Origin of the sequence: Vibrio sp. SNU_ST1, assembly GCF_030563405.1 — a bacterium.
In the GTDB taxonomy this organism is placed as follows: Bacteria; Pseudomonadota; Gammaproteobacteria; order Enterobacterales; family Vibrionaceae; genus Vibrio.
Genome location: NZ_CP130748.1, coordinates 487,383 through 512,114 on the forward strand (window position 1 = coordinate 487,383; position 24,732 = coordinate 512,114).

General features: G+C 44.1%; 17 protein-coding genes and 1 other annotated feature. Of the genes, 11 read left to right on the plus strand and 6 right to left on the minus strand.

The window, feature by feature from the left end:
- Positions 1-407: 407 nt before the first annotated feature.
- Together Q5H80_RS02185 and gltB are read right to left on the minus strand one after the other, a co-directional pair.
- Entirely contained in the window at positions 408-1,877 is a 1,470-nt protein-coding gene (locus Q5H80_RS02185; RefSeq protein WP_304568288.1) for a glutamate synthase subunit beta, read from the minus strand.
- A complete protein-coding gene (gltB, locus tag Q5H80_RS02190) occupies positions 1,877-6,424 on the minus strand; it encodes a glutamate synthase large subunit (protein ID WP_304568290.1) in 4,548 nt (1,515 codons plus the stop codon). Before gltB ends, Q5H80_RS02185 begins: the two co-directional genes overlap by 1 nt.
- A 531-nt stretch (positions 6,425-6,955) precedes the next feature.
- Here gltB and Q5H80_RS02195 point away from each other — a divergent pair.
- The 4 genes from Q5H80_RS02195 to Q5H80_RS02210 all read left to right on the plus strand — a co-directional run bounded on the left by Q5H80_RS02195 (position 6,956) and on the right by Q5H80_RS02210 (position 12,831).
- On the plus strand, positions 6,956-7,909 hold the full coding sequence (locus Q5H80_RS02195) for a TIGR01212 family radical SAM protein (RefSeq protein ID WP_304568292.1): 954 nt from the start codon (positions 6,956-6,958) through the stop codon (positions 7,907-7,909).
- A gap of 92 nt (positions 7,910-8,001) precedes the next feature.
- On the plus strand, positions 8,002-9,753 hold the full coding sequence (locus tag Q5H80_RS02200) for a diguanylate cyclase domain-containing protein (protein ID WP_304568294.1): 1,752 nt from the start codon (positions 8,002-8,004) through the stop codon (positions 9,751-9,753).
- Positions 9,754-9,983: 230 nt separating this feature from the next.
- A complete protein-coding gene (arcB, locus tag Q5H80_RS02205) occupies positions 9,984-12,380 on the plus strand; it encodes an aerobic respiration two-component sensor histidine kinase ArcB (protein ID WP_304568295.1) in 2,397 nt (798 codons plus the stop codon).
- Positions 12,381-12,387: 7 nt separating this feature from the next.
- On the plus strand, positions 12,388-12,831 hold the full coding sequence (locus Q5H80_RS02210) for a hypothetical protein (RefSeq protein WP_304568297.1): 444 nt from the start codon (positions 12,388-12,390) through the stop codon (positions 12,829-12,831).
- Positions 12,832-13,024: 193 nt separating this feature from the next.
- Here Q5H80_RS02210 and arcA read toward each other — a convergent pair whose 3' ends face one another.
- The gene (gene arcA / locus Q5H80_RS02215; protein ID WP_004741534.1) at positions 13,025-13,741 is read right to left on the minus strand and encodes a two-component system response regulator ArcA; all 717 of its coding nucleotides are present in this window, start codon (positions 13,739-13,741) and stop codon (positions 13,025-13,027) included.
- A gap of 576 nt (positions 13,742-14,317) precedes the next feature.
- On the opposite strand from arcA, the gene Q5H80_RS02220 reads away from it, so the two are divergent.
- Positions 14,318-14,803 (plus strand): putative 4-hydroxy-4-methyl-2-oxoglutarate aldolase, encoded by a 486-nt coding sequence (locus tag Q5H80_RS02220; RefSeq protein WP_017084784.1) that lies wholly within the window; start codon positions 14,318-14,320, stop codon positions 14,801-14,803.
- 29 nt (positions 14,804-14,832) lie between these two features.
- On the opposite strand, the gene Q5H80_RS02225 is transcribed toward Q5H80_RS02220, so the two are convergent.
- Entirely contained in the window at positions 14,833-15,309 is a 477-nt protein-coding gene (locus Q5H80_RS02225) for a ribonuclease regulator (protein ID WP_304568329.1), read from the minus strand.
- A 317-nt stretch (positions 15,310-15,626) separates the two neighbouring features.
- Positions 15,627-15,745 (plus strand) — a sequence feature (Thr leader region).
- A gap of 29 nt (positions 15,746-15,774) precedes the next feature.
- Between Q5H80_RS02225 and thrA the strand changes: the two genes are divergently transcribed.
- The 3 genes from thrA to thrC are packed head-to-tail and all read left to right on the plus strand — an operon-like array spanning position 15,775 to position 20,488.
- Positions 15,775-18,234, plus strand: a complete 2,460-nt coding sequence (gene thrA, locus Q5H80_RS02230) for a bifunctional aspartate kinase/homoserine dehydrogenase I (RefSeq protein WP_304568331.1) — start codon at positions 15,775-15,777, stop codon at positions 18,232-18,234.
- Between the two features lie 17 nt (positions 18,235-18,251).
- The gene (gene thrB / locus Q5H80_RS02235) at positions 18,252-19,208 is read left to right on the plus strand and encodes a homoserine kinase (RefSeq protein WP_009848413.1); all 957 of its coding nucleotides are present in this window, start codon (positions 18,252-18,254) and stop codon (positions 19,206-19,208) included.
- A complete protein-coding gene (gene thrC / locus Q5H80_RS02240) occupies positions 19,205-20,488 on the plus strand; it encodes a threonine synthase (RefSeq protein ID WP_304568333.1) in 1,284 nt (427 codons plus the stop codon). The genes thrB and thrC overlap by 4 nt, the downstream gene beginning before the upstream one ends.
- A gap of 78 nt (positions 20,489-20,566) precedes the next feature.
- Here thrC and grcA read toward each other — a convergent pair whose 3' ends face one another.
- The gene (gene grcA, locus Q5H80_RS02245; protein ID WP_009848415.1) at positions 20,567-20,944 is read right to left on the minus strand and encodes an autonomous glycyl radical cofactor GrcA; all 378 of its coding nucleotides are present in this window, start codon (positions 20,942-20,944) and stop codon (positions 20,567-20,569) included.
- Between the two features lie 326 nt (positions 20,945-21,270).
- On the opposite strand from grcA, the gene nfo reads away from it, so the two are divergent.
- From nfo to Q5H80_RS02260, 3 genes are all read left to right on the plus strand, one after another.
- A complete protein-coding gene (gene nfo, locus Q5H80_RS02250; protein ID WP_304568339.1) occupies positions 21,271-22,179 on the plus strand; it encodes a deoxyribonuclease IV in 909 nt (302 codons plus the stop codon).
- A 663-nt stretch (positions 22,180-22,842) separates the two neighbouring features.
- Entirely contained in the window at positions 22,843-23,556 is a 714-nt protein-coding gene (ung, locus tag Q5H80_RS02255; protein WP_304568341.1) for a uracil-DNA glycosylase, read from the plus strand.
- Between the two features lie 53 nt (positions 23,557-23,609).
- On the plus strand, positions 23,610-24,161 hold the full coding sequence (locus Q5H80_RS02260; RefSeq protein ID WP_304568343.1) for a hemerythrin domain-containing protein: 552 nt from the start codon (positions 23,610-23,612) through the stop codon (positions 24,159-24,161).
- Between the two features lie 150 nt (positions 24,162-24,311).
- On the opposite strand, the gene Q5H80_RS02265 is transcribed toward Q5H80_RS02260, so the two are convergent.
- Entirely contained in the window at positions 24,312-24,500 is a 189-nt protein-coding gene (locus tag Q5H80_RS02265; RefSeq protein ID WP_009848419.1) for a DUF3545 family protein, read from the minus strand.
- Positions 24,501-24,732 lie beyond the last annotated feature (232 nt).

Below are 24,732 nucleotides of genomic sequence, written 5' to 3' on the forward strand. Positions count from 1 at the left end.
TGCGAAATTTTGACAACTTCTAATTGGGGAAACCAACTTTTCTGCTCCTGCTGAAGTAAATTGGTTTCTTAATGAAACGTGTTTTGTTCCTTTAAAGCGATCTCAATAATTATCATGTAGAAAATTTGATAGCAAGTGGTTGTTTTCTTTTCACATGGATTTCGAATAGTTAATTAGTCTTTATATTTGTTTTATATCGAGTTTATCTGGTCACTTTTTCTTTATTTTGTCGTATTTTAGAGTTATCAAGTTAAACGATAATGATTATTAGTTATTTTTATTGGGCTAATTTTTTGTCTTAATTCATAAAAAGTGGATAAATAAGTAAACGGGTATGGGTATCTAAGAAATAAAAAAGGCCAACACAGAGTGTTGGCCAAAGTTTGGAAGGAGTTGCTATTAAAGTTTTATGCAGAAAGCATCAAAGAGTCGGCTTTCGCTTCTAAGTTTGAGTTACCCATTAAGAAGTCATCAATAGCAATGGCGCATTCACGGCCTTCGTTAATACAACGTACTACTAGAGACTGGCCTGTACGCATATCACCAGCTGCGAAAACGCCTTTTTGGTTAGTCGCAAAACCTTCAGAAGCGACGTTACCACGTTCGTCCAGTTTAATGTCTAGTTGAGCTAGCACGCCTGTAGGTTCTGGATGTAAGAAGCCCATCGCAAGGAATGCCATGTCACACGGAATAACACGTTCAGAGTTCGCTACTTCATCAAAACCTGGACGTTCGCCTGGTTTCGCGTCTTGCCAAACGATGTCAGCGATACGAAGCCCGGTTACATTACCGTTATCGTCAGAGATGAACTCTTTAGTCAGGATGTTCCAATGACGTTCACAACCTTCTTCGTGAGAAGTCGTCGTTTTCATGATCATTGGGTATTGAGGCCAAGGCATATTTACAGGGCGTTTCTCTGGTGGGATCGGCATGATCTCAACCTGAGTAATGCTTGCTGCTTTATGACGGTTTGATGTGCCCACACAGTCAGAACCCGTATCACCACCACCGATAACCACTATGTGCTTATCTTTAGCGTGAAGCTCTTCTGTTTTAAGGTCTAAGTCGTTGGCTCGGCGGTTGTTTTGACCAAGGAATTCCATGGCAAAATGAACGCCTTTCAGTTCACGACCTGGGATTGGTAAGTCGCGTGGAACCGTAGAACCACCCGTCAGCAATACCACATCAAATTCTTGTCGTAGCTGTTGAGCGTTAACATCAACACCGATGTGTTGATTGACTTTAAACTCAACGCCAGCTTCAGCCATCAGGTTGATCTTGCGGTCAATCACGTCCATGCCCAGTTTGAAATCTGGGATACCGAAGCGCAGTAGACCACCGACTTTCTCATCACGTTCAAATACTGTCACTGAGTGACCAGCACTGTTTAGTTGCTCAGCAGCGGCTAGGCCTGCTGGGCCTGAGCCGATCACTGCCACTGTTTTACCAGTGCGAGAGCGTGGTGTTTTAGGCTTTGCGTACCCTTCACGGTACGCCGTTTCTACTATCGTCTTCTCGATATTACAGATGGTGATTGGGTCTTGGTTGATACCCAGTACACAAGCACTTTCACAAGGAGAAGGACACACACGACCTGTAAACTCAGGGAAGTTGTTGGTAGAGCTTAGGATGTTCCAAGCCTCTTCCCAGCTGTCACGGTACACCGCGTCATTGAATTCTGGGATGATGTTACCAATCGGACAACCGCTGTGACAGAAAGGTACGCCACAGTCCATACAACGAGATGCTTGAGTATTGATTTTTTCACCAAACTCTTCGTTAAGTACGAACTCTTTGTTGTCTTCGATACGAACCGATGGGGCGAGCTTCTTTGGAAGCTCACGACCGTGTTCTAAAAATCCAGTAGGCTTACCCATTATACTGCCTCCACTTCTTCCGTTTGTGCTTGTTGTGCTTCAGCTTTACGCTTTTCAAGAACCGCTTTGTAGTCGCGTGGCATGACTTTAATCAGTGATGCAACACTTGCTTCAAAGTTGTCTAGGAAAGACTGAGCAACTTCACTTCCTGTGAATTCAACATGCTTGGTTAGCATATCTAGTAGAAGATCTTTATCTTCTTGTTCAATTGGATCTAGGTCTACAAGTTCAGCGTTAAGCTTGGTTTCGAAGTCGCCTTCTTTATCCCAAACATAAGCAACACCGCCACTCATACCAGCTGCAAAGTTACGGCCAGTTGAGCCAAGGATAATTGCCGCGCCACCTGTCATGTATTCACAACCGTGGTCACCAACACCTTCAACTACAACCTTCGCACCTGAGTTACGAACACAGAAACGTTCGCCAGCCATACCGCGAATGAAAGATTCACCTGAGGTTGCACCGTAGAAACATACGTTACCAACCACGATATTATCTTCCGCAACGATAGAAGATTTCGCATCTGGGTACAGTACCAACGTACCGCCAGATAGACCTTTACCCCAGTAATCGTTCGCGTCGCCTTCTACTTCGAATTTTACGCCTTTCGCAAGGAACGCACCGAAAGATTGGCCAGCACTACCGTAGAACTTAACGTTCATTGGTTGTGGTAAACCTTGGTCTTTGTAAACTTTCGAAATTTCATTCGATAGCATCGTACCCGCAGAGCGGTCCGTGTTGATGATAGGGAAGGTCGCATTCACGGCTTCGCCTTTCTCAAGCGCTGGAATGGCAGCTTGAATCAGTTTACGGTCAAGAACATCTTCTAGGTTGTGGTTTTGTTGTCTCTGGTTGTAGATACCGTCGTCTTCACGTGCCTGCTCAATGTGCAGTACAGGTGTTAGGTCGAGGTTCTTGTACTTCCAGTGACCGATGTCATCACGAACTTTAAGTTTGTGCGATTGACCAACCATTTCGTCGATAGAACGGAAGCCAAGTTCAGCCATTACTTCACGCAGACCTTCTGCCATGTATTGGAAGAACGTTACTACGTCTTCTACGCGGCCGTCGAAACGCTCACGCAGGGTCTTGTTTTGTGTTGCGATACCAACAGGACATGTATTCTTGTGACACTTACGCATCATGATACAGCCTTCAACAACAAGTGCAGCTGTTGCTACGCCCCATTCTTCAGCGCCAAGTAGTGTTGCAACTGCAAGGTCACGAGGTGTTTTCATCTGACCATCAGACTGAACAACAATACGGTTACGTAGGCCGTTTTTCAGCAGAGTTTGGTGAGTTTCCGCTAGACCCAGTTCCCAAGGCAGACCGGTGTGACGGATAGAAGACATCGGAGATGCACCTGTACCACCATCAAACCCTGCGATAAGTACGACGTCAGCTTTCGCTTTTGCTACACCTGATGCTATCGTACCTACGCCTGCTTCTGATACTAGCTTCACGTTTACACGGCCGTTACGGTTTGCATTTTTCAGATCGTAGATCAGCTGAGCCAAATCTTCGATTGAGTAGATATCGTGGTGTGGGGGTGGAGAGATAAGACCTACGCCCGGAGTCGAGTGACGTGTTGCACCAATCCAATCATCAACCTTATCACCAGGTAGTTGACCACCTTCGCCAGGTTTCGCACCTTGAGCCATCTTGATTTGCAGCTCATCAGCGTTAGATAGGTAGTAAGACGTTACACCAAAGCGGCCAGAAGCCACCTGTTTGATTGCTGAACGTTCCCAGTCGCCGTTTTCTTTACGCTCGAAACGTGCTGGATCTTCACCACCTTCACCTGAGTTTGACTTCGCGCCAATGCGGTTCATTGCAACAGCCAGTGTTGAGTGAGCCTCATGTGAGATTGAACCAAAGCTCATTGCGCCGGTTGCGAAACGCTTAAGGATGTTCTCGATTGGTTCTACTTCCGCGAGAGGAATAGAGCCTGCAGGGTTCTTGATGAAATCCAGTTGGCTACGTAGCGTTGCTGCGTTGTCGCCTTGGTCATCAACTGCTTTTGCGTACTTCTTGAACTGACCGTAATCTTTATTACGCGTCGACTCTTGAAGTAGAGAAATCGTTTCAGGGTTGAATAGGTGCTTCTCGCCACGTTGTTTCCACTGGTAAACACCGCCAACATCAAGGATCTGAGCTGGAATTTCACGAGCTGGGTAACCAACACGGTGACGAACTAGCACTTCTCGTGCGATATCATCGATCGTTAGACCTTGGATACGAGAAACAGTACCAGTGAAGTATTTTTCAACCACTGACTTGCTTACACCAAGTGCTTCAAAGATTTGTGCACCGTGGTAAGACTGTAGCGTAGAGATCCCCATCTTAGAGAAGATCTTCAGTAGACCGCCGTTGACACCTTTACGGTAGTTATCGAATAACTCACGCGGGTGTACGTTTGGATCTAGCTTCTTCGTACGTTGCAGTTCAACAATCGTTTCAATAACTAGGTATGGGTTAACTGCGTTCGCACCGTAGCCGATAAGCGTTGCAAAGTGGTGTGTCTCGCGAGCATCGCCCGTTTCAACAACAATGTCACACTTAGCTCTTAGACCTTTCCGGATAAGATGGTGGTGAACCGCGCCAACTGCCAGCATTGCTGGAATAGCGGCGTGGGTAGAGTTAACCGCACGGTCTGTCAGTAGGATGATAGAGTAACCATCAATCACGGCGTCTTCTGCGTATTGGCAGATACGCTTAAGTGCGCGCTCTAACTTGCCGTTGTCTCCGTTTGCTTGGAATACGATATCCAGCGTCTTCGCTTGAAGGTGCTCGTTATCGATTGCACGTAGCTTCTCTAATTCTGAGTTAGATAGCACAGGAGATTCAAGTTCTACTTTTTGACAGTGTTCAGGTGTTTCAGCAAGTAGGTTCTGATCCTTACCTAGGTAAGTGTTCAGAGACATAACCATACGCTCACGAATCGGATCGATTGGCGGGTTAGTTACTTGTGCAAATAATTGCTTGAAGTAGTTTGAAAGGTGCTGCGATTGATGGGAAAGAATCGCTAGCGGCCAGTCAGCCCCCATTGCTGAAAGTGGCTCGTAGCCTGTTTTCGCAAGAGGTAGAATGATTTCGTTTACTTCTTCAGAGCTCACACCAAACGATTGTTGTTTGTGAAGCAACTTTTCTGGAGAAGGTTGGTTAAATTCGTTGTTCGCATCCGGTAGCTTTTTCAAGCTCAGAAGGTTCTCTTCAACCCACTTTTCGTAGGGTTGTGCTTTAGCAATACCGTCTTTCACTTCTTCGTCAGAAATGATGCGGCCTTGCTCAAGGTCAGCAACGAAGATACGACCTGGCTGTAAACGACCACGGTATTCAACGTTTTCAGGTGCGATCTCAACAACACCAGACTCAGACGCCATCACTAGGAAGTCGTCTTTCGTTACTGTGTAGCGAGAAGGACGCAGACCGTTACGGTCAAGTGTTGCACCAACTTGAACACCATCAGTGAAGCAGACAGAAGCTGGACCATCCCATGGTTCCATTACGTTCGCGTGGTACTGGTAGAACGCACGACGAGTTGGATCCATGTTTTTGTTTTCTTGCCATGCTTCAGGGATCATCATCATTAATGCGTGTGGCAGAGTACGACCTGAAAGAACAAGTAGCTCAAGCGCCATATCGAAGTTTGATGAATCCGAGCTACCTTCCTGACAGATAGGAAGCAGCATGTCGATTTCAGCTTGTGTAAACAGATCCGACTCTAGGATTGCTTCACGTGCTTTCATCCAGTTTAGATTGCCGCGAACCGTATTGATTTCGCCATTATGCGCGATGTAACGGAAAGGCTGAGCCAGACGCCAACGAGGGAATGTATTGGTAGAGAAGCGAGAGTGTACAAGTGCTAGAGCTGTCACCATAGTTGGGTTTTGCAGGTCTAGGAAGTACTGAGGTACTTGTTCAGTTGTTAGCTGACCTTTGTACACCAATGTCTTGTAAGACATAGAGTTGATGTAGAAGTCGTCACCGATATTTGAAACGCTTTCTAGGCATACACGAACGGTGTAGTTACGTAGAACATACAGTTTACGCTCAAGCTCTTCAGGTGTGATACCTGGACCACCAGAAATAAATACGTGTTCAAATTGAGGTTCAGTACTTAATGGGTCAGCACCAATCATTGAATTGTCAGTTGGAAGTTCACGGTATCCGATAACCTCTAACTCAAGGCGCTGTGCATTGCGTTCTAGAATGTCACGACACTGTGCACGTTTGTATTCATCTTTAGGGAAAAGTACAACACCAACACCATATTTTTCAAAAGATGGCAGCTTAATTCCAAGCTTTACGGCTTCTTCTAGTAAGAATTCGTGCGGCTTCTGTAGCAGGATACCTGCACCATCACCAGAACACGGATCGCAGCCTTGGCCGCCACGGTGTTCCATACGTGCAAGCATATCGAGTGCTTGAGTTACTACATCATGAGATTTGCGATTCTTTAGATGTGCAACAAAACCGATACCACAAGCGTCATGCTCCAATTCAGGAGTATACAGACCCTGTGAGTTCTGCTCTTGATCTACCATAGATACATCCTTCCAGTTAAATCTAGGCGCAACTTATTTGTATAAAGTTAGCCTTGTCCTTTTATATTTATGGGTCTAAACCTGCCTATGCTGGCGGTTTGAATCCTTTCCGTATCTCGCAGGAAAAGTATTGCGAGAAAAACAATCCTTAGTGATATCCGTTTATTTTTAGCCACAAACTAGTGGTTTATATAGGTGGGATATGGATATCACCAACTTATTAACAAGTTTTTGTTGTAAGTAAATGCACAAAAACAGCCAATATGTGTAAGTATCCTACAATTTTGTTAAGGATAATTGCAATGAAAGTTGAACTTTGTAGACCATTTTTTTATTTTGAATTGAATTTACGCATAACATTTATGCAACGTTAGGCGATTATGAGTGTTTTATTTGCATTTTTATTGATATTCGTTAGATGGATCGCAAGTGTGCTTTGGTAATCTATTTGGATTATTTCTGAAAGTCCGTAATTTAATTTCACAAATGAAATTAATATTCATTCTCATTTAGATTCTTGGTGTATCTATTATGCAATTACACGAGTTGGTCAATACTATTGGCCAAGATCTCCAGCGTCGTTATGGCGAAAAGGTTCACAAGTTGACACTGCACGGTGGTTTTAGCTGCCCAAATCGAGATGGGACAATTGGCCGTGGCGGTTGTACCTTCTGCAACGTAGCTTCTTTTGCCGATGAACAAACTCAAGTTCAAAGTATTGCTGATCAATTAACAGATCGCGCGGGTGAGATTGCTCGTGCCAAGAAGTATCTTGCTTATTTTCAGGCCTACACCAGTACTTACGCTGAGGTGCAGGTACTCAAGAATATGTATGAAGAGGCTCTAAAAGCACCCGGAGCAGAGATTGTTGGCCTTTGTGTTGGCACGAGACCAGACTGCGTGCCTGATGCGGTACTCGATCTGCTCGCAGAGTACGTTAAGCAAGGTTACGAAATTTGGCTAGAGCTCGGCCTGCAAACAGCCAATGACAAAACCCTCAAGCGAATTAACCGCGGACACGATTTCACGGTGTATGAAACGATCACCCAGCGCGCACGTGCTTTAGGTATCAAGGTATGTACTCACCTTATTGTCGGCCTGCCTAAAGAAACCAAAGCGGATAACCTTGAAACTCTAGATAAGGTATTAGCGACTGGCACTGATGGTATCAAGCTTCACGGGCTTCATATTGTTGAAGGCAGTACCATGGCTAAAGCCTGGAAGGCAGGAAAGCTAGAAGCACCAAGCCTTGAGGAGTACATTGATATCGCGAGTGAGATCATTCAACGCACACCAGCGGACGTGGTTTATCATCGTGTATCTTCTGCGGCGAGACGCCCGACACTACTCTCCCCGTTATGGTGTGAGAACCGCTGGTTGGCGATGACTGAGATTGGTCGTTCGCTTGATAAAACCGGCGCACAAGGCATTAAAACAGGCTTTGCATTCGAGTACACGCAACCTGTTTTAAACGCGACCAATTGATAGGAATGGGTGCTTGTAGGTAACAGCAGATAAAATCAACAAATAGTGGTAACATTTCCCTCATAGAATTTATAAGTATAGATTGAGAGCAGATGGAGCTGGTAATGACTTGGTTATGGGATAGGGCGTATGGCTACGGTATATATATCGTTGTTCTATTGCTGATAGGTCTCATCTGCTGGCACCTTTATTTACGTTACCAGTCATATATTGAACAGCTTCTTCTCGCTACGCCTTCACCTCTTTATTTTGTTGATATCCGAAGTGGCGAGATCTTGTACGCCAATCGCCAAGCCATGCAGTTGCTTGGTATCCGCCAAATCGGTACTCACTTTCGTTTTCCTACAGTGGAAGCTGAGAATAGTTTTCGTCATTACCTCACTGATCACATCAACTCTCGAACGTTTGAGTATCTCTCGTCCTGGGTTCTTTCTGAATTTGAATCTTTTAAGATCAACTTGGTGGGTCGTAAGATCCACTTTAGAAGTAGGAAGGCTTGGATGATACATGCTTCCCCTTATAAAAGTACCAACGAAGAGCTTTCCCAAGAGGTTCGAGATCTCAATGTTGCTCGTACCGCTTTGGATTCTTTATCTGAGTTGGTCTATGTCATCGATCAAAAGGGTGAATTGGTCGCGAGTAATCGTGCGTTTAAAAAGTTTTGGCATGGTCGCCCTGAAGAGGGCACTTTAAGTGTGTCTAGTGGTGCCTTGAAAGGTCGCGTCAGTGAGCGCTCATGGACTACAGACCAAGATGGTAAGGGATGTCTTCTTGAAACTTATCAAAGTGTTTTGCTCTCGCAAAGTGGAGAAACCATAGGTACGCTCTCGATAAGTCACGATGTGACGGATTGGCATGACATGCAGCAGCAACTGCGTGGGGAAATGGAAAAGCGTAAAGATACTGAAGTTGCACTTGCACAACGTGACACCATTTTACAAAACATCTTGGAAGCGAGCCCTGACTCGATTGGTATCTTCAACGAAAATATGGTTTACCAAGCGTGTAATAAGCCATTTGTGGCAGCGTTGGGTATTTCTGAAATCAGTGACTTAGTGGGTAAACGTCTACAAGACGTAGTACCAAATAGCATTTATATGCGCGTCTCAGAAACTGATCACCAAGTGCTTCATCAAGGTAACTCGTTGCGTTACATCGACAAACTGGTTTCAAGTGATGGAGAGTTTACTTGGTATGATGTAGTGAAGTCGCCTTTTAGAGACCCAGCATCGAGTACCAATGGTGTACTGATCATGGCACGTGATATCACAGAACGTTACCTCGCCGAGCAGAAACTTGAAGAAGCCAATTTAGAGCTTGAGCGCCTCAGTTTTATGGATAGTTTAACTCAGGTGTCCAATCGACGTCGCTTCGATGAGCAGCTGTCTACATTGTGGCATCATCACGTGCGTGAGAAGTTGCCGTTGACGATCATGCTGTGTGACATCGACTTCTTTAAAGGCTATAACGATTTCTATGGACACCAACAAGGTGATGATGCTTTGATTCAGGTTTCACAAGCCTTTAAGCAGGTGTTGAATCGCTCTTCGGATTGCGTGGCTCGATATGGTGGTGAAGAGTTTGGCTTTATTCTCCCAAACACAACCACAGAAGGTGCGCTTATGGTAGCTCGTCGAATTCATGATGAAGTGCACAAACTAGGACTCGCTCATGAGAAGTCTACAGTGTCTGACTCCATCACGGTGAGTATTGGTATCGTCTCTTATATACCAACACCTGATGACGAAATGGAGTCTGCTGTTGCCTTGGCTGATAGTGCGTTGTATCAAGCGAAATCTGATGGTCGAAATCGTTCTATAGTGCATCCATACTCTATTCACTAACTTTATAGAATGGGTAACTTAGTGACTCCGTCTTTTTCTTGTTTAGCATTTATATTACTTGGCTAATATTTATGTGGCTTGGCTAGTATTGATATTGCTCGGTTAGTATTAATATTGGTTGATTAACCTTCGATATTACCGCTAATCTCTTGCTGCGTGTGATGTAGCTAGCTTACCTACTATCTTCAAACAAGGTAGAATGTTGCTAGTCTTATCGCGTGGAGCGCTAAATGAAACCCATGAAAAATCTTGCCCAGTATTACGTGGATCTGCTCGTAAAATTGGGGATTGTCCGCTTTTCTATCTTACTCGCCCTAGCGCTTGTTGCCCTTGCTGTTGTTGTACAAGTCGGTATCACCCTCGCACTCAAAGGTAATGTTGATGATATCGACATTGTCCGTTCGGTTTTCTTCGGTTTAGTGATCACACCTTGGGCGGTCTATTTTCTCTCAGTCGTGGTAGATCAACTGGAAGAGTCTCGTCAAAGGTTGGCTAAATTGGTCTCTAAGTTGGGTGATATGCGAGAGCGAGATCAAGAACTCAACAATAAACTGCAACTTAATATCGAAAAGCTCAACCAAGAAATTGAAGATCGTGAAAAAGCAGAAGAAGCGCGTGCAGAAGCGATGCATGATCTTGAGAACGAAGTGTTTCAGCGTGAGCGAACTCAGCTTGAATTAGCAGAACGTACGGCGCTGTTGCGCTCGTTTATCGATGCCTCGCCTGACCTCATTTATTATCGCAATGAAGATGGGGTGTTTTCTGGTTGCAACCGAGCGGTTGAAGAACTCACGGGCAAAACAGAAAAAGAGCTAGTCGGTTTGACTCCTTGGGATGTCTACAGCAAAGAGGTAGCCCAGCAAGTTGTTGAAACTGATAAGAAAGTCTTTGCTGATAACCAAGCTTTGACCTATGACCAATGGCTAGAATACCCTGACGGACGTAAGAGTTACTTCGAACTGCGTAAGGTGCCTTTCTACAGTAAAGATGGTCGCCACCTTGGCTTGGTTGGTTTTGGTCGTGATATTACCGAGCGTAAAGAGCATCAAGAGTCACTAGAAAAAGCCAGTCGCGATAAGACCACCTTTATCTCAACCATTAGCCACGAGCTAAGAACACCGCTCAATGGCATCATCGGCTTGAGCCGCATGTTATTGGATAGCCAGCTGACGACCGAGCAGCGTAAGCAGATGCAAACCATCAAGGTGAGTGCGGTAACATTGGGTAATATCTTTAACGATATTATCGACATGGATAAGTTCGACCGCCGTAAACTTGAACTTTTCCCAACACCGATCAACTTTGAAGATTTCGTTGTTGAGATCGAAAGCATTTCTGCGTTAATGGCAGAGCAGAAAGGGTTGAGGTTTGATCTAGAAAGGCTGTCCGATCTTCCTTCTGCAGTTGAGGTGGATGGTACTCGTCTTAGACAGGTATTGTGGAACCTTGTTAGTAACGCGATGAAGTTCACCAAAGATGGTGGTGTCGTGATGACGGTCAGCGCTGATATTGATGGCGACTTTGCCAACATCACGATGGAAGTAGAAGATACCGGGATTGGTATCCCTGAAAGTGAAATCGAGAAGATCTTCGCGATGTACTATCAGGTGAAATCGGGAACAGACAATTTACACGCTGTCGGTACCGGAATTGGTCTTGCTGTATCTCAACAGCTTATCAATATGATGGATGGTAACATTGAAGTCACCAGTGAAGAGGGTTTTGGTAGTACCTTTACGGTTTCGATTCGAGTTCCAGTTAATCACGATACTCAGGCTCTGATCAAAACGCCAAGAAAGCAGTCCAACCTTAAAATTTTCATGGTCGAAGACATTGAGCTCAATATCACAGTAGCTCGTTCTTTACTTGAAAGCCTAGGGCATGAAGTGACAGTCGTAATGACGGGTAAAGAGGCACAAATCGTTTTCAACCCGAAAGATTATGACTTGGTATTACTGGATATCCAGTTACCAGATATGACAGGTTTCGACATAGCCCAATACTACCGCGAGAAATATAGCCAATTGCCGCCTTTGGTGGCATTAACCGCGAATGTATTAAACAATAAGCAAGAGTATTTCCAGAAAGGTATGGATGAAGCGATCAGTAAACCACTGTCGGTTCGTGCAATCCAGGATGTCATCAGCGAGTTGATTGAGGATGCCCCAGAGGTTATTGAGGGTATTGATACAGTAAAGGACGTTGAGAAAGTAGCAGGTGTTGAGAAAGTCATAGGTGCTGAGAAAGTAACAGCGAGTAAGCCAGCTCTTTCAACGATTGATACCACTTTGCTTGATATTGATATGCTAGAGTCTTATGTTGACATTGTCGGGTCGAAACCTGTTTTGGATAGCATCGTGATGTTTGAAGATATGATGCCGGAATATATGGAAATATTGAATTCCAATATGGTTGCGAAAGATCAAGACAGTATCGTCTCTGAGGCACACAAGATTAAAGGTGCAGCAGGTTCCATTGGCCTGAAACGCATACAGCAAGTTGCTCAGAAAGCTCAATCTCCAGATATGCCTGCGTGGTGGGAGAACATTTCAGATTGGGTTGATGAAATAAATAACGAATACCAAAATGATATTGAAGTCTTAAAGAGTTGGTTAAATCAAAGGTAGAAGAATAATGAAAAAATTAGCATTTGCCGCATGTGTAGTAGCATTAGCGGGTTGTTCTACGCCACAAGTAGAATGGCAGCAAGATAATCAAGTAGAAGTATCTGCAGCGACAGTCACAATGAAAAGCAACCTGTGGCACAACAAAATGCCTACGATTGGGGAGGCTCAAGATAAGACTCTACATGGTGCTATCTACCTAGAGTCTGACTCACAATTACCAGCAACACTTGCGGTTGAGAGTGTGACGGTTAAACAGGGTGCAGATACCTTGTTGGTAACAGCTGACGATCTAGATTTAAGAACACACAGTGAAACGCAGTGGGAAGTTGCTTTTGTATGGCAGTTAGAGATCGACAGTGATAAGCCTGTTGATGTTGCGATTGAACTCAAAGATGGCGAAACCGTGAAGTGGCTAGTCGAGAAAGACGTTAAGGTAGATACGGTTTACTAAAACCTTAGCCTTAGCGAACAATGAACAATAAAAAAGGGAGAATGCGTTGGCATTCTCCCTTTTTAATAACGATTGATCACGCTTCGATTACTAGAAGTACTAACGGCTTATAAGTACTAACTTGTTAGAAGTGCTATCGGTTTAGAAGTGCTAACCGACGACAAGAACTAAACGACCAGAAGCGCGAATCGAATTAGTCTTCTAGGTCACCACAAAAGCGGTAGCCTTCACCGTGAATCGTCGCGATGATTTCTGGTGTGCCAGAAACAGATTCAAAGTGCTTACGAATACGACGGATTGTTACGTCTACAGTACGATCGTGTGGCTTAAGCTCACGGCCAGTCATCTTCTTAAGAAGGTCTGCACGTGTTTGGATCTTACCTGGGTTCTCACAGAAGTGAAGTAGAGCACGGAACTCTGAACGAGGTAGCTTGTAGCCTTCGCCATCTGGGCTAACCAGAGAACGACTGTTGATATCTAGTACCCAACCATTGAACTCGTACTTCTCAACGCTACGCTTTTCTTCTTGAACAGAGCTTGTGCTCATTGAACGGTTCAGAAGGTTGCGTGCACGGATAGTCAGCTCACGAGGGTTGAAAGGCTTTGTGATGTAGTCATCTGCGCCGATCTCTAGGCCAAGGATCTTATCAACTTCATTATCACGACCTGTTAAGAACATAAGCGCTACGTTTGCTTGCTCACGCAGTTCACGGGCAAGTAGTAGGCCATTCTTACCTGGAAGGTTGATGTCCATAATTACAAGGTTAACTTGGTTGTCAGATAGCACTTGGTGCATCTCTTCACCGTCGCTAGCCTCAAAAACAGCATATCCCTCTGCTTCAAAAATACTCTTTAGAGTGTTACGAGTTACTTGCTCATCTTCAACGATAAGAATCTGCGGGGTTTGCATTTGGCGGTACCTAAATTTGTGACGAAACTGTGCTAATAGAATAAATTCTAGGCAAAACATAACATACAGGTAATGTATTTTTGATGATAACTTAAAGTTTTCAAAAAAACACTTACTTCCAGCTATCTGCCTTCCTTGAAGTATTGCCCAATAACGTAGATCCAGTACGCCTTTCAATCATTCTTTTAGTGATTTAAGAGGATTCTATAATGTTAACAGCATGCTAACAACGCGAGAATGTTAATTCCATTCAGTTTGTTGATTTACATCAATTGCCGTATCGCAACAAACTTTAATAGTATGGCTACAACTTAACCAATGTTATGGTGACTATTTAGCACCAAAATAAGAATGATTATTCGAGATGTTTCGCACATCTTGCTTGCTAAAGACCGGACTATGAACCAAGGAAGCTGAAAGCTGTCCTTAGAGTCTAGTAGATAAATATGCTCAATCAACTTTTATTTCGTATTCAATTGGGCATAGAACAATGAAAACAAAGGATTAATCTTAATAACATATAAAAGCATAGAGGCTCACCTGACTTAATAGGTTTGCCTTACTCACGGAGGATATATGCACGATATAACACCTGACTTATGTGATGAGTTTGAAAGCAAAGTCACGCTACTGAATATGCCATTACAGAACTTCGGCCAGCGTGGTGCGTTCTGGGGAAAAATTGTAACAGTTCGTTGTTATCACGATAATTCCAAGGTTCGTGAGGTTTTAGAGACCGATGGCTGCGGCAAAGTACTCGTTGTAGACGGTAATGGGTCGTGTCAAAAAGCGTTACTTGGCGACCAATTGGCTATTTTAGCCATAGAAAATGGCTGGGAAGGTGTCATTGTGAATGGTGCGGTTCGAGATGTGGCGATGATGGCGCAGATGGATCTTGGTATTCAAGCTCTAGGAGCCTCTCCATTTAAAACCGAGAAGCATGGTGTTGGGCAAGTTAATGTCACGCTCACGGTACATAATCAACTGATTCAACCAGGTGATTACATTTATGCCGATTGGAATGGTGTGTTAATTTCAACTGAATTGTTAATTGAATCGTAATGGCCTCATCAATAAAGAAGTGGGATAGATTAGAAGCGGAACCCTAATCCTACTTCAACACCTTGTTGCCACTCTTCATAGTCAAGGGTGGCATGCATATCTAGATTGTCGGTTAGCTGCACGCGGCTGGAAAGCTCTGCGGCTACCGATTTCTCATTGTCTTCGGTTTCATTGTTATAGGTGTGTAGAGAGCTGTTGAAAGAGACTCTTTCGGAAAACTGATAACTAACACCACTCAAGAATCCACTCTCATATTTCAGTGCCGCAGTGTTGATTCGTGTACCGACATAAAGGTCCACATCAGAAAACAAGCTATAAGAATAACCACTGTCTACTGTCCAAGTATCAAAGCTTTCACTCGATGCACTTTGCGTGGAGATAAAAAACTTATGGGCAGAGCGATCGATTTGACTGGGGAGCAAAGGCAAACTGTTCAGTAGCGGTAAATTGTTCGCTGAACAAACAACAGGCATAGCAAAGACTAAAAGAATAAGTAATCTCTTCATTTCCCACTCCTGATGTCATTATTATTGTTTTTCGAACGTTATTGTTCAATTAAAGCACAGGACTTGTATATTCGCTGTACTATCGATATAGCATTTTGTTATGACCATATATGCAATTGATTGCTTCTGTTTGTTTGATGAGTTAATCCAGTTTCTGAATGGCAGGTTGATGCAGGGTGTTTTATCTCTTAAATGAAGGTTTGCTCTGAAAAACGGTGTGAATGTAAAAAAAAAGCAACTTTTCATTGACGCATAGTAGTAAAAATTGATACACGTAGAGTAAAGCACAAGCAGAGAATTTGATATGCAGCATGTAAGCCACCTAGTAATGACCACCACCATTATTATTACCGACATTCACATTGTTGGGGCAGGCTGCTAAGTAACGGATTTTAAAAAAAAGGCCTGTATCCAACAAGATACAGGCCTTTTTTTGTACCATTTTTATGACTTATGGAGAAAGGGATGCGCGTTTTAAAGTTTGGAGGTTCATCATTAGCTGATGCAGATCGTTTTTTACGAGCGGCGGATATCATCGCTAATAATGCCCAGCAAGAAGAGCTAGCCGTTGTACTATCGGCTCCAGGAAAAACAACCAATAAGTTGGTCGCTGTTATTGAAGCTGCATTGAAAAACGGTGAAGCTAACACACAGATTTCAGAGATCGAATCATCATTTTCTGCATTGTTTGCAGAGATTCAAGCGGTATTGCCGTCAGTAGATGGTTCTGCGTTTCAAGAGCAAGTCGATACCTCTCTTGCTCAACTTAAGCAGTTCGTGAATGGTATTAACCTACTGGGCATGTGCCCGAATCACGTAAATGCTCGTATCATTAGTAAAGGTGAGCGAGTTTCAATCCAGTTAATGAAAGCGGTACTTGAAGCGAAAGGCCAATCAGCAAGCCTGATTGACCCAGTGGAATACCTCTATGCTCAAGGTGATCATCTTGAAGCTATGGTGGATGTGGACATTTCTACACAGAACTTCCGTCAATCTCCACTTCCACAAGGTCACGTTAACATCATGCCTGGCTTTACGGCGGGTAATGAAAAAGGCGAGCTAGTAACGCTTGGCCGTAATGGCTCAGACTATTCTGCGGCTGTATTGGCAGCGTGTCTACGTGCAGACTGTTGTGAGATCTGGACTGACGTCGATGGTGTTTACAACTGTGACCCACGCTTAGTAGATGATGCCCGTCTTCTTAAATCACTTAGCTACCAAGAAGCGATGGAGCTTTCTTACTTCGGTGCTTCAGTACTACACCCGAAAACAATCGCACCTATCGCACAATTCCATATTCCATGTCTGATCAAAAACAGCTTCAACCCACAGGGTGCAGGCACTTTGATTGGCCAAGACACTGGCGAAGATAACCTAGCGATCAAAGGTATCACTACGCTAAGTGACCTAACCATGGTTAACGTATCAGGCCCTGGTATGAAGGGCATGGTAGGCATGGCGAGTCGTGTATTCGGCGCGATGTCTTCTGCAGGCGTTTCTATTGTCCTTATTACTCAATCTTCTTCTGAGTACAGCATCAGCTTCTGTATTGAATCAGCTGACAAAGTGAAAGCGAAGCAAGTGTTGTCAGATGCGTTTGAACTTGAGCTTAAAGATGGCCTATTAGAGCCCGTTGAGTTCATGGATGATGTTGCGATTGTGACGCTGGTGGGTGACGGTATGCGTACATCACGTGGCGTGGCTTCTCAGTTTTTCTCTTCACTGGCTGAAGTGAACGTCAACATCGTTGCTATTGCTCAAGGCTCTTCAGAGCGCGCTATCTCTGCGGTTATCCCTGAAGATAAAATCTCAGAAGCAATCAAAGCGTGTCACGAAAACCTATTCAACTCTAAGCACTTTCTTGACGTCTTCGTCGTCGGTGTTGGCGGTGTCGGTGGTGAGCTTGTTGACCAGATTCAACGTCAACAAGGTAAACTGGCTGAAAAAGGCATCGTGATTCGCGTATGCGGCCTAGCAAACAGCAAAGGTTTGTTGCTAGACAGTGACGGTCTACCGCTAGAACAGTGGCGTGATCGTATGTCGAGTGCGACAGAAGAGTTTAGCCTAGCGCGTTTAGCTGCACTTGTTCAACGTAACCACATCATCAACCCAGTGTTGGTTGATTGTACGTCTAGCGAAGGTATTGCAGGACAATACGCAGATTTCCTAGCGGCTGGTTTCCACGTTGTAACACCAAACAAAAAAGCCAACACGGCAAGCATGGCTTACTACCATCAACTTCGTGAAGTGGCACGTAACTCTCGTCGTAAGCTGATGTACGAGACAACAGTAGGCGCAGGTCTACCGGTAATCGAAAACCTACAGAACCTAATCTCTGCAGGTGATGAGCTTGAGAAGTTCAACGGTATTCTTTCTGGTTCACTGTCTTACATCTTCGGCAAGCTTGATGAAGGAATGACACTCAGCCAAGCAACCAACATTGCTAAAGATAACGGCTTCACTGAACCGGATCCTCGTGATGATCTGTCTGGTATGGATGTGGCGCGTAAGCTACTTATTCTTGCTCGTGAAGCGGGTATGGCTCTTGAGCTTGAAGATGTTGAAGTTGACCAAGCATTGCCACCGGGTTTTGATGATTCAGGTACGGTTGACGAGTTCATGGCTCGCTTGCCAGAAGCGGACGCATACTTCAAAGAGCAGTCAGCTATCGCAGCAGAAGAAGGCAAAGTACTTCGTTATGTGGGTGAGATCGCTGAAGGTAAATGTAAGGTTCGTATCGCAGCTGTTGATGGCGATGACCCAATGTTTAAGATTAAAGATGGCGAGAACGCTCTGGCATTCTACAGCCGTTACTACCAGCCAATCCCACTCGTTCTGCGTGGCTACGGTGCAGGTACTGAAGTTACAGCAGCAGGCGTATTCTCTGATGTGATGCGTACTCTTGGTTGGAAATTAGGAGTTTAGGAATGAGTTCAAGTGATATGGATGTTGTCGTTTATGCTCCTGCATCAATCGGTAATGTCAGTGTAGGGTTTGATGTGCTGGGGGCCGCAGTGTCTCCAGTGGATGGTACATTGCTTGGTGACCGAGTAATGGTTAAAGCTGGTGATGAACCGTTCTCGCTAAAAACAGCAGGCAGCTTTGTTTCTAAGCTGCCAACTGAAACCAAAGAAAATATTGTCTACGACTGCTGGGTTGTGTTCTCTCGCGAGTTAGACAAGAAAGGTATCTCAGTTAAGTCTCTAGAGATGACGCTAGAGAAGAACATGCCTATCGGTTCCGGTTTAGGGTCGAGTGCATGTTCAATTGTCGCGGCGCTTGATGCCTTGAACCGTTTTCATGGTCAACCGTTGAATGAAACTGAACTGCTTGCTCTTATGGGTGAAATGGAAGGTAAGATTTCAGGTGGTATCCACTATGATAACGTTGCGCCATGTTACCTTGGTGGTGTGCAATTAATGTTGGAAGAGCTTGGCATTATTAGCCAAGAGGTTCCATGTTTTGACGATTGGTATTGGGTAATGGCTTACCCTGGCATCAAGGTTTCAACGGCCGAAGCGCGAGAGATCTTGCCTTCTCAGTATCGCCGTCAAGATGTGATTGCTCATGGTCGTCATTTAGCGGGCTTTATTCATGCTTGTCACTCTGGTCAGCCCGAGCTCGCGGCTAAGATGATCAAAGACGTGATTGCTGAACCATATCGTGAGAAACTGCTTCCAGGGTTTGCTGATGCTCGCAAATATGCAACGTCAGCAGGAGCATTAGCTACTGGAATTTCTGGTAGTGGCCCTACGCTATTTAGCATTTGCAAAGAACAAGATGTCGCCGAGCGTGTTGCACGCTGGTTAGAACAAAATTACGTACAAAATGAAGAAGGATTCGTCCACGTTTGTCGCTTAGATAAACAAGGTTCGATCGTTACAGGAAGTGAGTTATGAAGCTGTACAACATCAAAGAAAACGATGAGCAAGTCTCTTTTGGCCAAGCCGTTCGTCAAGGTCTAGGCCGTAACCAAGGTCTATTTTTCCCATCAGAGCTGCCTAAGTTCGATGACATCGATGTACTACTTGCAGAGGACTTTGTCCCTCGTAGTTCAAAGATTCTTTCTGCTCTAATTGGTGATGAATTGCCAAAAGAACAGATTGATCAACTAGTGGATGCGGCATTCCAATTCCCAGCTCCGATCAAGCAAGTGAAAGACGGTGTTTACGCTCTTGAACTGTTTCACGGTCCAACGTTAGCATTTAAAGATTTCGGTGGCCGTTTTATGGCTCAATCTTTAGCTGCGGTTTCTGATGGCGGTCAAATCACTATCTTAACGGCTACATCGGGTGATACTGGCGCGGCGGTTGCACACGCATTCTACGGTATGGAAAACATCAACGTTGTTATCCTATACCCGAAAGGCAAGATCAGCCCACTGCAAGAAAAGCTATTCTGTACGCTAGGTAAGAACATCCACACTGTAGCGATCGATGGAGACTTTGATGCGTGTCAGGCACTAGTAAAAGACGCATTCGACGATGCTGAACTGCGCAAAGAGATTGGCTTGAACTCAGCAAACTCAATCAACATCAGCCGTTTGATGGCTCAGATCTGTTACTACTTTGAGGCGGCTGCTCAGCTAACTAAAGAGCAACGTGAAAACTTGGTTATATCTGTACCAAGTGGTAACTTTGGTAACCTAACTGCGGGTCTATTAGCGAAAGCGCTAGGCTTACCGGTTAAACGCTTCATTGCAGCAACCAACGAAAACGACACGGTTCCTCGTTACCTAGAAACAGGTCAATGGGATCCAAAACCAACGGTTGCGACAACATCGAACGCGATGGACGTAAGCCAACCAAACAACTGGCCACGTATCGAAGAGCTTTGCCAACTGAAAGGTTGGGGACTGGATACTTTGGGTAAAGGTAAAGTATCTGATGAGCAGAGTGCTGAATCAGTACGTGATCTAAAAGCTCAAGGTTACCTTTGTGAGCCTCATGGTGCGATTGCTTACCGTCTATTGGAAGAGCAACTGCAAGAGAATGAGACTGGCCTGTTCTTGTGTACGGCACACCCGGCTAAATTCAAAGAAGTGGTTGATGACATTTTAGGTACTGATATTGAACTTCCTGGCCCGCTAGCAAAACACGCGGCGATGGAGTTGTTGTCTGAAGATCTAGATAACGATTTTGAAGCGCTTAAAACAGTGCTTCGTCGAGTTCAACCGTAACCTACATCTGTATTGTTGAACAAATAAAAACGGCGCTCAATGAGCGCCGTTTTTGTATTCTAATTCAAGCTCTAAAAATTATAGAGACTCAGTGAACGTACGTGCGATAACGTCACGTTGCTGTTCAGTAGTTAGAGAGTTGAAACGTACAGCGTAACCCGATACACGGATAGTTAGCTGTGGGTAGTTCTCTGGGTGAGCAACGGCATCTTCTAGCGTTTCACGCTTAAGAACGTTAACGTTTAGGTGTTGACCACCTTCGATGCGTGGTGCTGCTTCGATAGCAACTTCACGGCTTTCGTATTCGCCTAGGTCTGCTGCTGAGATAACTTGGTCTGCTTCAAAACCAGATGTAGCAACAACACAACGAGCTTCGTTCTTCTCGCTGTCTAGTAGCCAGATTGAGTTTAGTAGGTCGTCGTTTGCTGCTTTAGTAATTTGAATACCTTGGATCATAACTATCTCCTAGTCCACTTTATGTGGTTTGATTATGGTGTTAACTTTCGAATTTTATTGAGCTGAGTAATATATACCTAGTTTGTGGTAGTTTAATATTGATTTAAGTCAAAAAACAACCAAAAACCTCATTTTTTTCAAGGTGATTACTTTGAGTTAAATCAATAAAACCTTTGAAAACAAAGTAATTACAAAATATTTTAAAGTATAAAAAATATTTAACAGTTGTATTTGTTGTAAGTTTACTACATTCGTTGTGTTTTTATTGACCTGCAAGCAATACGACTCTTTATTTATTAAGCATTCTGAAAGTGTAAAGTGATTTAATGACAAACAATAATTCATCCTCAAAACCTCAAACCAATATTAAGTTTATTGGTGCTCATGTGTCTGCTGCTGGTGGTGTTGATCAGGCGCCAATGCGCGCAAGAGAGATCGGTGCCAATGCTTTTGCGCTGTTTACCAAAAACCAAAGACAGTGGGCAGCAAAGCCGCTGGAAGCGAAAACCATTAGTGCATTTAAAGCCAACTGTAAGATGTTGGGCTTTAGTGCTGAGAATATCCTTCCTCATGACTCTTACCTTATTAACCTAGGAGCACCAGAAGAAGAGAAGCTAGAGAAATCACGTGCGGCTTTTATTGATGAAATGGAGCGTTGTAATCAACTCGGACTCACGCTTTTGAATTTTCATCCTGGGAGTCATTTGAAGAAAATCTCAGAAAGCGAATGTTTGGCCAAGATCGCTGAGTCTATCAACTTGGCTCACCAAGCGGTGCCTGATGTAATTGCAGTGATTGAGAATACCTCAGGGCAGGGGACTAATCTGGGTTGGAGATTTGAGCACCTAGCAGAGATCATCGACCAAGTAGAAGATAAGTCACGCGTCGGCGTGTGTTTAGATACCTGCCATACCTTTACTGCCGGTTACGACCTACGAACAAAAGAAGCGTGTGAGCATACTTTTGCAGAGTTCGACCGCATTGTGGGCATGCACTATCTAAGAGCAATGCACATCAATGATTCAAAAGCTGAGTTCGCGAGCCGAGTCGATCGACATCATTCTTTAGGAAAAGGTGAAATTGGCTGGGATTGTTTTGAATTTATTGCCTCGGATTCTCGCTTTAATGGTATTCCTCTGATCTTGGAAACCATTGATTCGACGATCTGGAAAGAGGAAATTCAACAGCTTAGAATGTTCCATCGCTCAGCAACGGCAGTGAGCGAAGAAGCGTAATAATAGAGGGAGAAATTTATTTCCGTCTATTTCTAAAAATTGGCACCTTTCTTCCATAGTACTAAAGTGAATATGTAGTTCACGATGCCTTAGAGGAGGTGCCTTTATGTATTCACAAGCCCAAACTTCAACCGTATCTGCTGCTCGCCGTTTACCGACCCCAAACCGTCATGTGCATAACCATGGCCACCACCGTACACAGCAGAAAAGTGGTTAATCGAGATAAACACAACTTGAACTGATTATTATGATTCATCAACAAGTGAACCCTACCCATCATGTTTATTGATAGCTGTATGAGGTATAAATAGGGCGTGTTGATCTTTCGAGCTGATTTTTGCAGCGAGTTGCTGGGTATTTATACAAGGCAGAGGCTTTGACGTGTAGCTAGCCTACATGAGAAGCCGCTAACGCAGTAGAAATGACTAGCAAACGCTGCCCGGAGGGTTCGGCTAAAAGCGTTTTACTCTTTGTTGAGGGAGGTTTGCTTAGAATGACTAGGCTACTTCTCCCTCGCCGCGATTAAAACGCTTTTATCTCGAACAAAATTTAACCACGAAAGGTCAACACGCCCTAAAGCCTTATTTAGGACAGTTAGCCGATACAGCTATTTTTGTGTCTGGCGAAAGCCCCTAGAAACCTTGATGATTGGGAAGTAAAACGATGAGCGTACCAAAGACTTGGGAATCCATTATTAATGATGAACGTGACAAAGAGTACTTTCAGGGTGTCCTCGCGTTTGTTAAACAGCAACGTAATTGTGGGAAAACTATCTACCCGCCACAAGAGTTGGTGTTCAGTGCCTTCGATATGACGCCTTTCGAGTCCGTACGAGTGGTTATCCTGGGGCAAGATCCTTATCACGGCGCTAACCAAGCTCATGGCTTAGCATTTTCTGTGCTTCCTGGCGTGAAAATCCCGCCCTCTCTTCGTAATATGTATAAAGAGCTTGCGCAAGATATAGAGGGCTTTGAGATCCCGAGTCATGGCTACCTCGATTCTTGGGCATCTCAAGGGGTGTTGATGTTGAATACGGTACTGACAGTAGAAGAGGCAAAAGCCCATTCACATGCTAAGTGTGGTTGGGAAACCTTTACTGATGCCATTATTGCAGAGCTCAATAAGCGCTCTGAACCGGTCATCTTCTTGTTGTGGGGCGCACACGCCCAGAAGAAAGGCCAAGCGATTGATGCAGACAAGCACCATGTGTTGGTTGCACCTCATCCATCACCATTATCAGCACGCCGTGGTTTCTTCGGTTGTCAGCATTTCTCAACAACCAACAAGCTACTTTCTTCTATGGATCAACAATCTATCGACTGGCGTTTACCAACAGAAGTATCGGTTGGTGGTTTTCCGAGCAGAGTCAAATCATAAATCAGCATATTCGTATACACTTATAAATAGTAGGTGTAATGGAGTGCAATACTATGATGATTGAAAGGATAAGACGAGAGCATGGCTATATGGCTCGTTTGCTCGCGATACTCAACAATAAGTTAGAGCTTCTAAAGCAAGAGCGAGAAATAAACTATAGCCTGATCGCAGAGGTGGTTCATTATCTCATGGACCATTCAGACAAGGTGCATCACCCGAAAGAAGATGTTATTTATCGTTACTACCTTAAGCAATATGGCAGTGATCAAGTGATTGAAGACTTGGAACAGGAGCATCAATTGCTTTCTGAGAAAACGGCGGACTTTTTAGGTGTGGTCGATATGATCCTTCAAGATGCGGTCGTTCCTCAACAAGTATTTATTGATCAGCTTGAAGCTTTTGTTAAAGCTCAACGAAAACACATGGAATATGAAGAGAAGCATGTGTTACCAATGATTGTTGAGTCGTTCACAGTTAAAGATTGGCAAGAGGTGGAGTCTCAATGGCTTCAACCTGAAGACGATCCTGTCTTTGGAGAGACAATTGCTGATGAGTACCAACAACTAGCGGCTCGTGTTCGACAGAATGAACAAGAGTGCGTTTAGCCAGTTGTCATGTTGAAGCGTGACTATTTTAGATACTCTCTATATTAGAGGGTTAGTTCCCAAATGACGCTTTGAGCGGATTAAATACCTCATAAAATAAAAAGGCACCTATATAGGTGCTTTTTGCTATCTGATTTCTTATCGTGCTGATTAAAGCTTTATATCGTCGAGGCTAAAATCGAGACCTAGGTTCATCTCTCTTAGTTCTTTCTCAAGCTGTCTACGATCGTTGATAGCCTCTATTTCACGCCATTTACGTTTGAGTGGTTTAGAGCGTGTTTTTTGAGTGGTACGAGGCATTTCTAGTTCTGATAATTCATCGAATTGAAAGCTATCCATAAGCATCTCTCCTTCCGTGGGACTCGTTCTTACGAACCATTAAATATCATATTTAGGTTCACAATAACCTTGATTTGTTTCTCATTTGTTTCAAATATATGAAGGTTTTGTTCTGTTTTATTATGCATGCTCACACATTGCGTGGATTTTTGTGTACAAAAAACAAGCAAACAAACTTAAGTAACCGATTAAATTAGGGGGGATTGAATGTTAATTCATTGTGCAAATGGAA

Bases quoted from the DNA above. Each gene is read 5' to 3' on its own strand.
- Q5H80_RS02200 (WP_304568294.1), top strand. From the start codon at position 8,002: ATGGAGCTGGTAATGACTTGGTTATGGGATAGGGCGTATGGCTACGGT.
- thrC (WP_304568333.1), top strand. From the start codon at position 19,205: ATGAAGCTGTACAACATCAAAGAAAACGATGAGCAAGTCTCTTTTGGC.
- ung (WP_304568341.1), top strand. From the start codon at position 22,843: ATGAGCGTACCAAAGACTTGGGAATCCATTATTAATGATGAACGTGAC.
- arcA (WP_004741534.1), bottom strand. From the start codon at position 13,741: ATGCAAACCCCGCAGATTCTTATCGTTGAAGATGAGCAAGTAACTCGT.
- Q5H80_RS02265 (WP_009848419.1), bottom strand. From the start codon at position 24,500: ATGGATAGCTTTCAATTCGATGAATTATCAGAACTAGAAATGCCTCGT.
- Q5H80_RS02195 (WP_304568292.1), top strand. From the start codon at position 6,956: ATGCAATTACACGAGTTGGTCAATACTATTGGCCAAGATCTCCAGCGT.
- nfo (WP_304568339.1), top strand. From the start codon at position 21,271: ATGACAAACAATAATTCATCCTCAAAACCTCAAACCAATATTAAGTTT.
- thrB (WP_009848413.1), top strand. From the start codon at position 18,252: ATGGATGTTGTCGTTTATGCTCCTGCATCAATCGGTAATGTCAGTGTA.
- Q5H80_RS02185 (WP_304568288.1), bottom strand. From the start codon at position 1,877: ATGGGTAAGCCTACTGGATTTTTAGAACACGGTCGTGAGCTTCCAAAG.
- thrA (WP_304568331.1), top strand. From the start codon at position 15,775: ATGCGCGTTTTAAAGTTTGGAGGTTCATCATTAGCTGATGCAGATCGT.
- arcB (WP_304568295.1), top strand. From the start codon at position 9,984: ATGAAACCCATGAAAAATCTTGCCCAGTATTACGTGGATCTGCTCGTA.
- Q5H80_RS02225 (WP_304568329.1), bottom strand. From the start codon at position 15,309: ATGAAGAGATTACTTATTCTTTTAGTCTTTGCTATGCCTGTTGTTTGT.
- Q5H80_RS02220 (WP_017084784.1), top strand. From the start codon at position 14,318: ATGCACGATATAACACCTGACTTATGTGATGAGTTTGAAAGCAAAGTC.
- Q5H80_RS02210 (WP_304568297.1), top strand. From the start codon at position 12,388: ATGAAAAAATTAGCATTTGCCGCATGTGTAGTAGCATTAGCGGGTTGT.
- Q5H80_RS02260 (WP_304568343.1), top strand. From the start codon at position 23,610: ATGATGATTGAAAGGATAAGACGAGAGCATGGCTATATGGCTCGTTTG.
- gltB (WP_304568290.1), bottom strand. From the start codon at position 6,424: ATGGTAGATCAAGAGCAGAACTCACAGGGTCTGTATACTCCTGAATTG.
- grcA (WP_009848415.1), bottom strand. From the start codon at position 20,944: ATGATCCAAGGTATTCAAATTACTAAAGCAGCAAACGACGACCTACTA.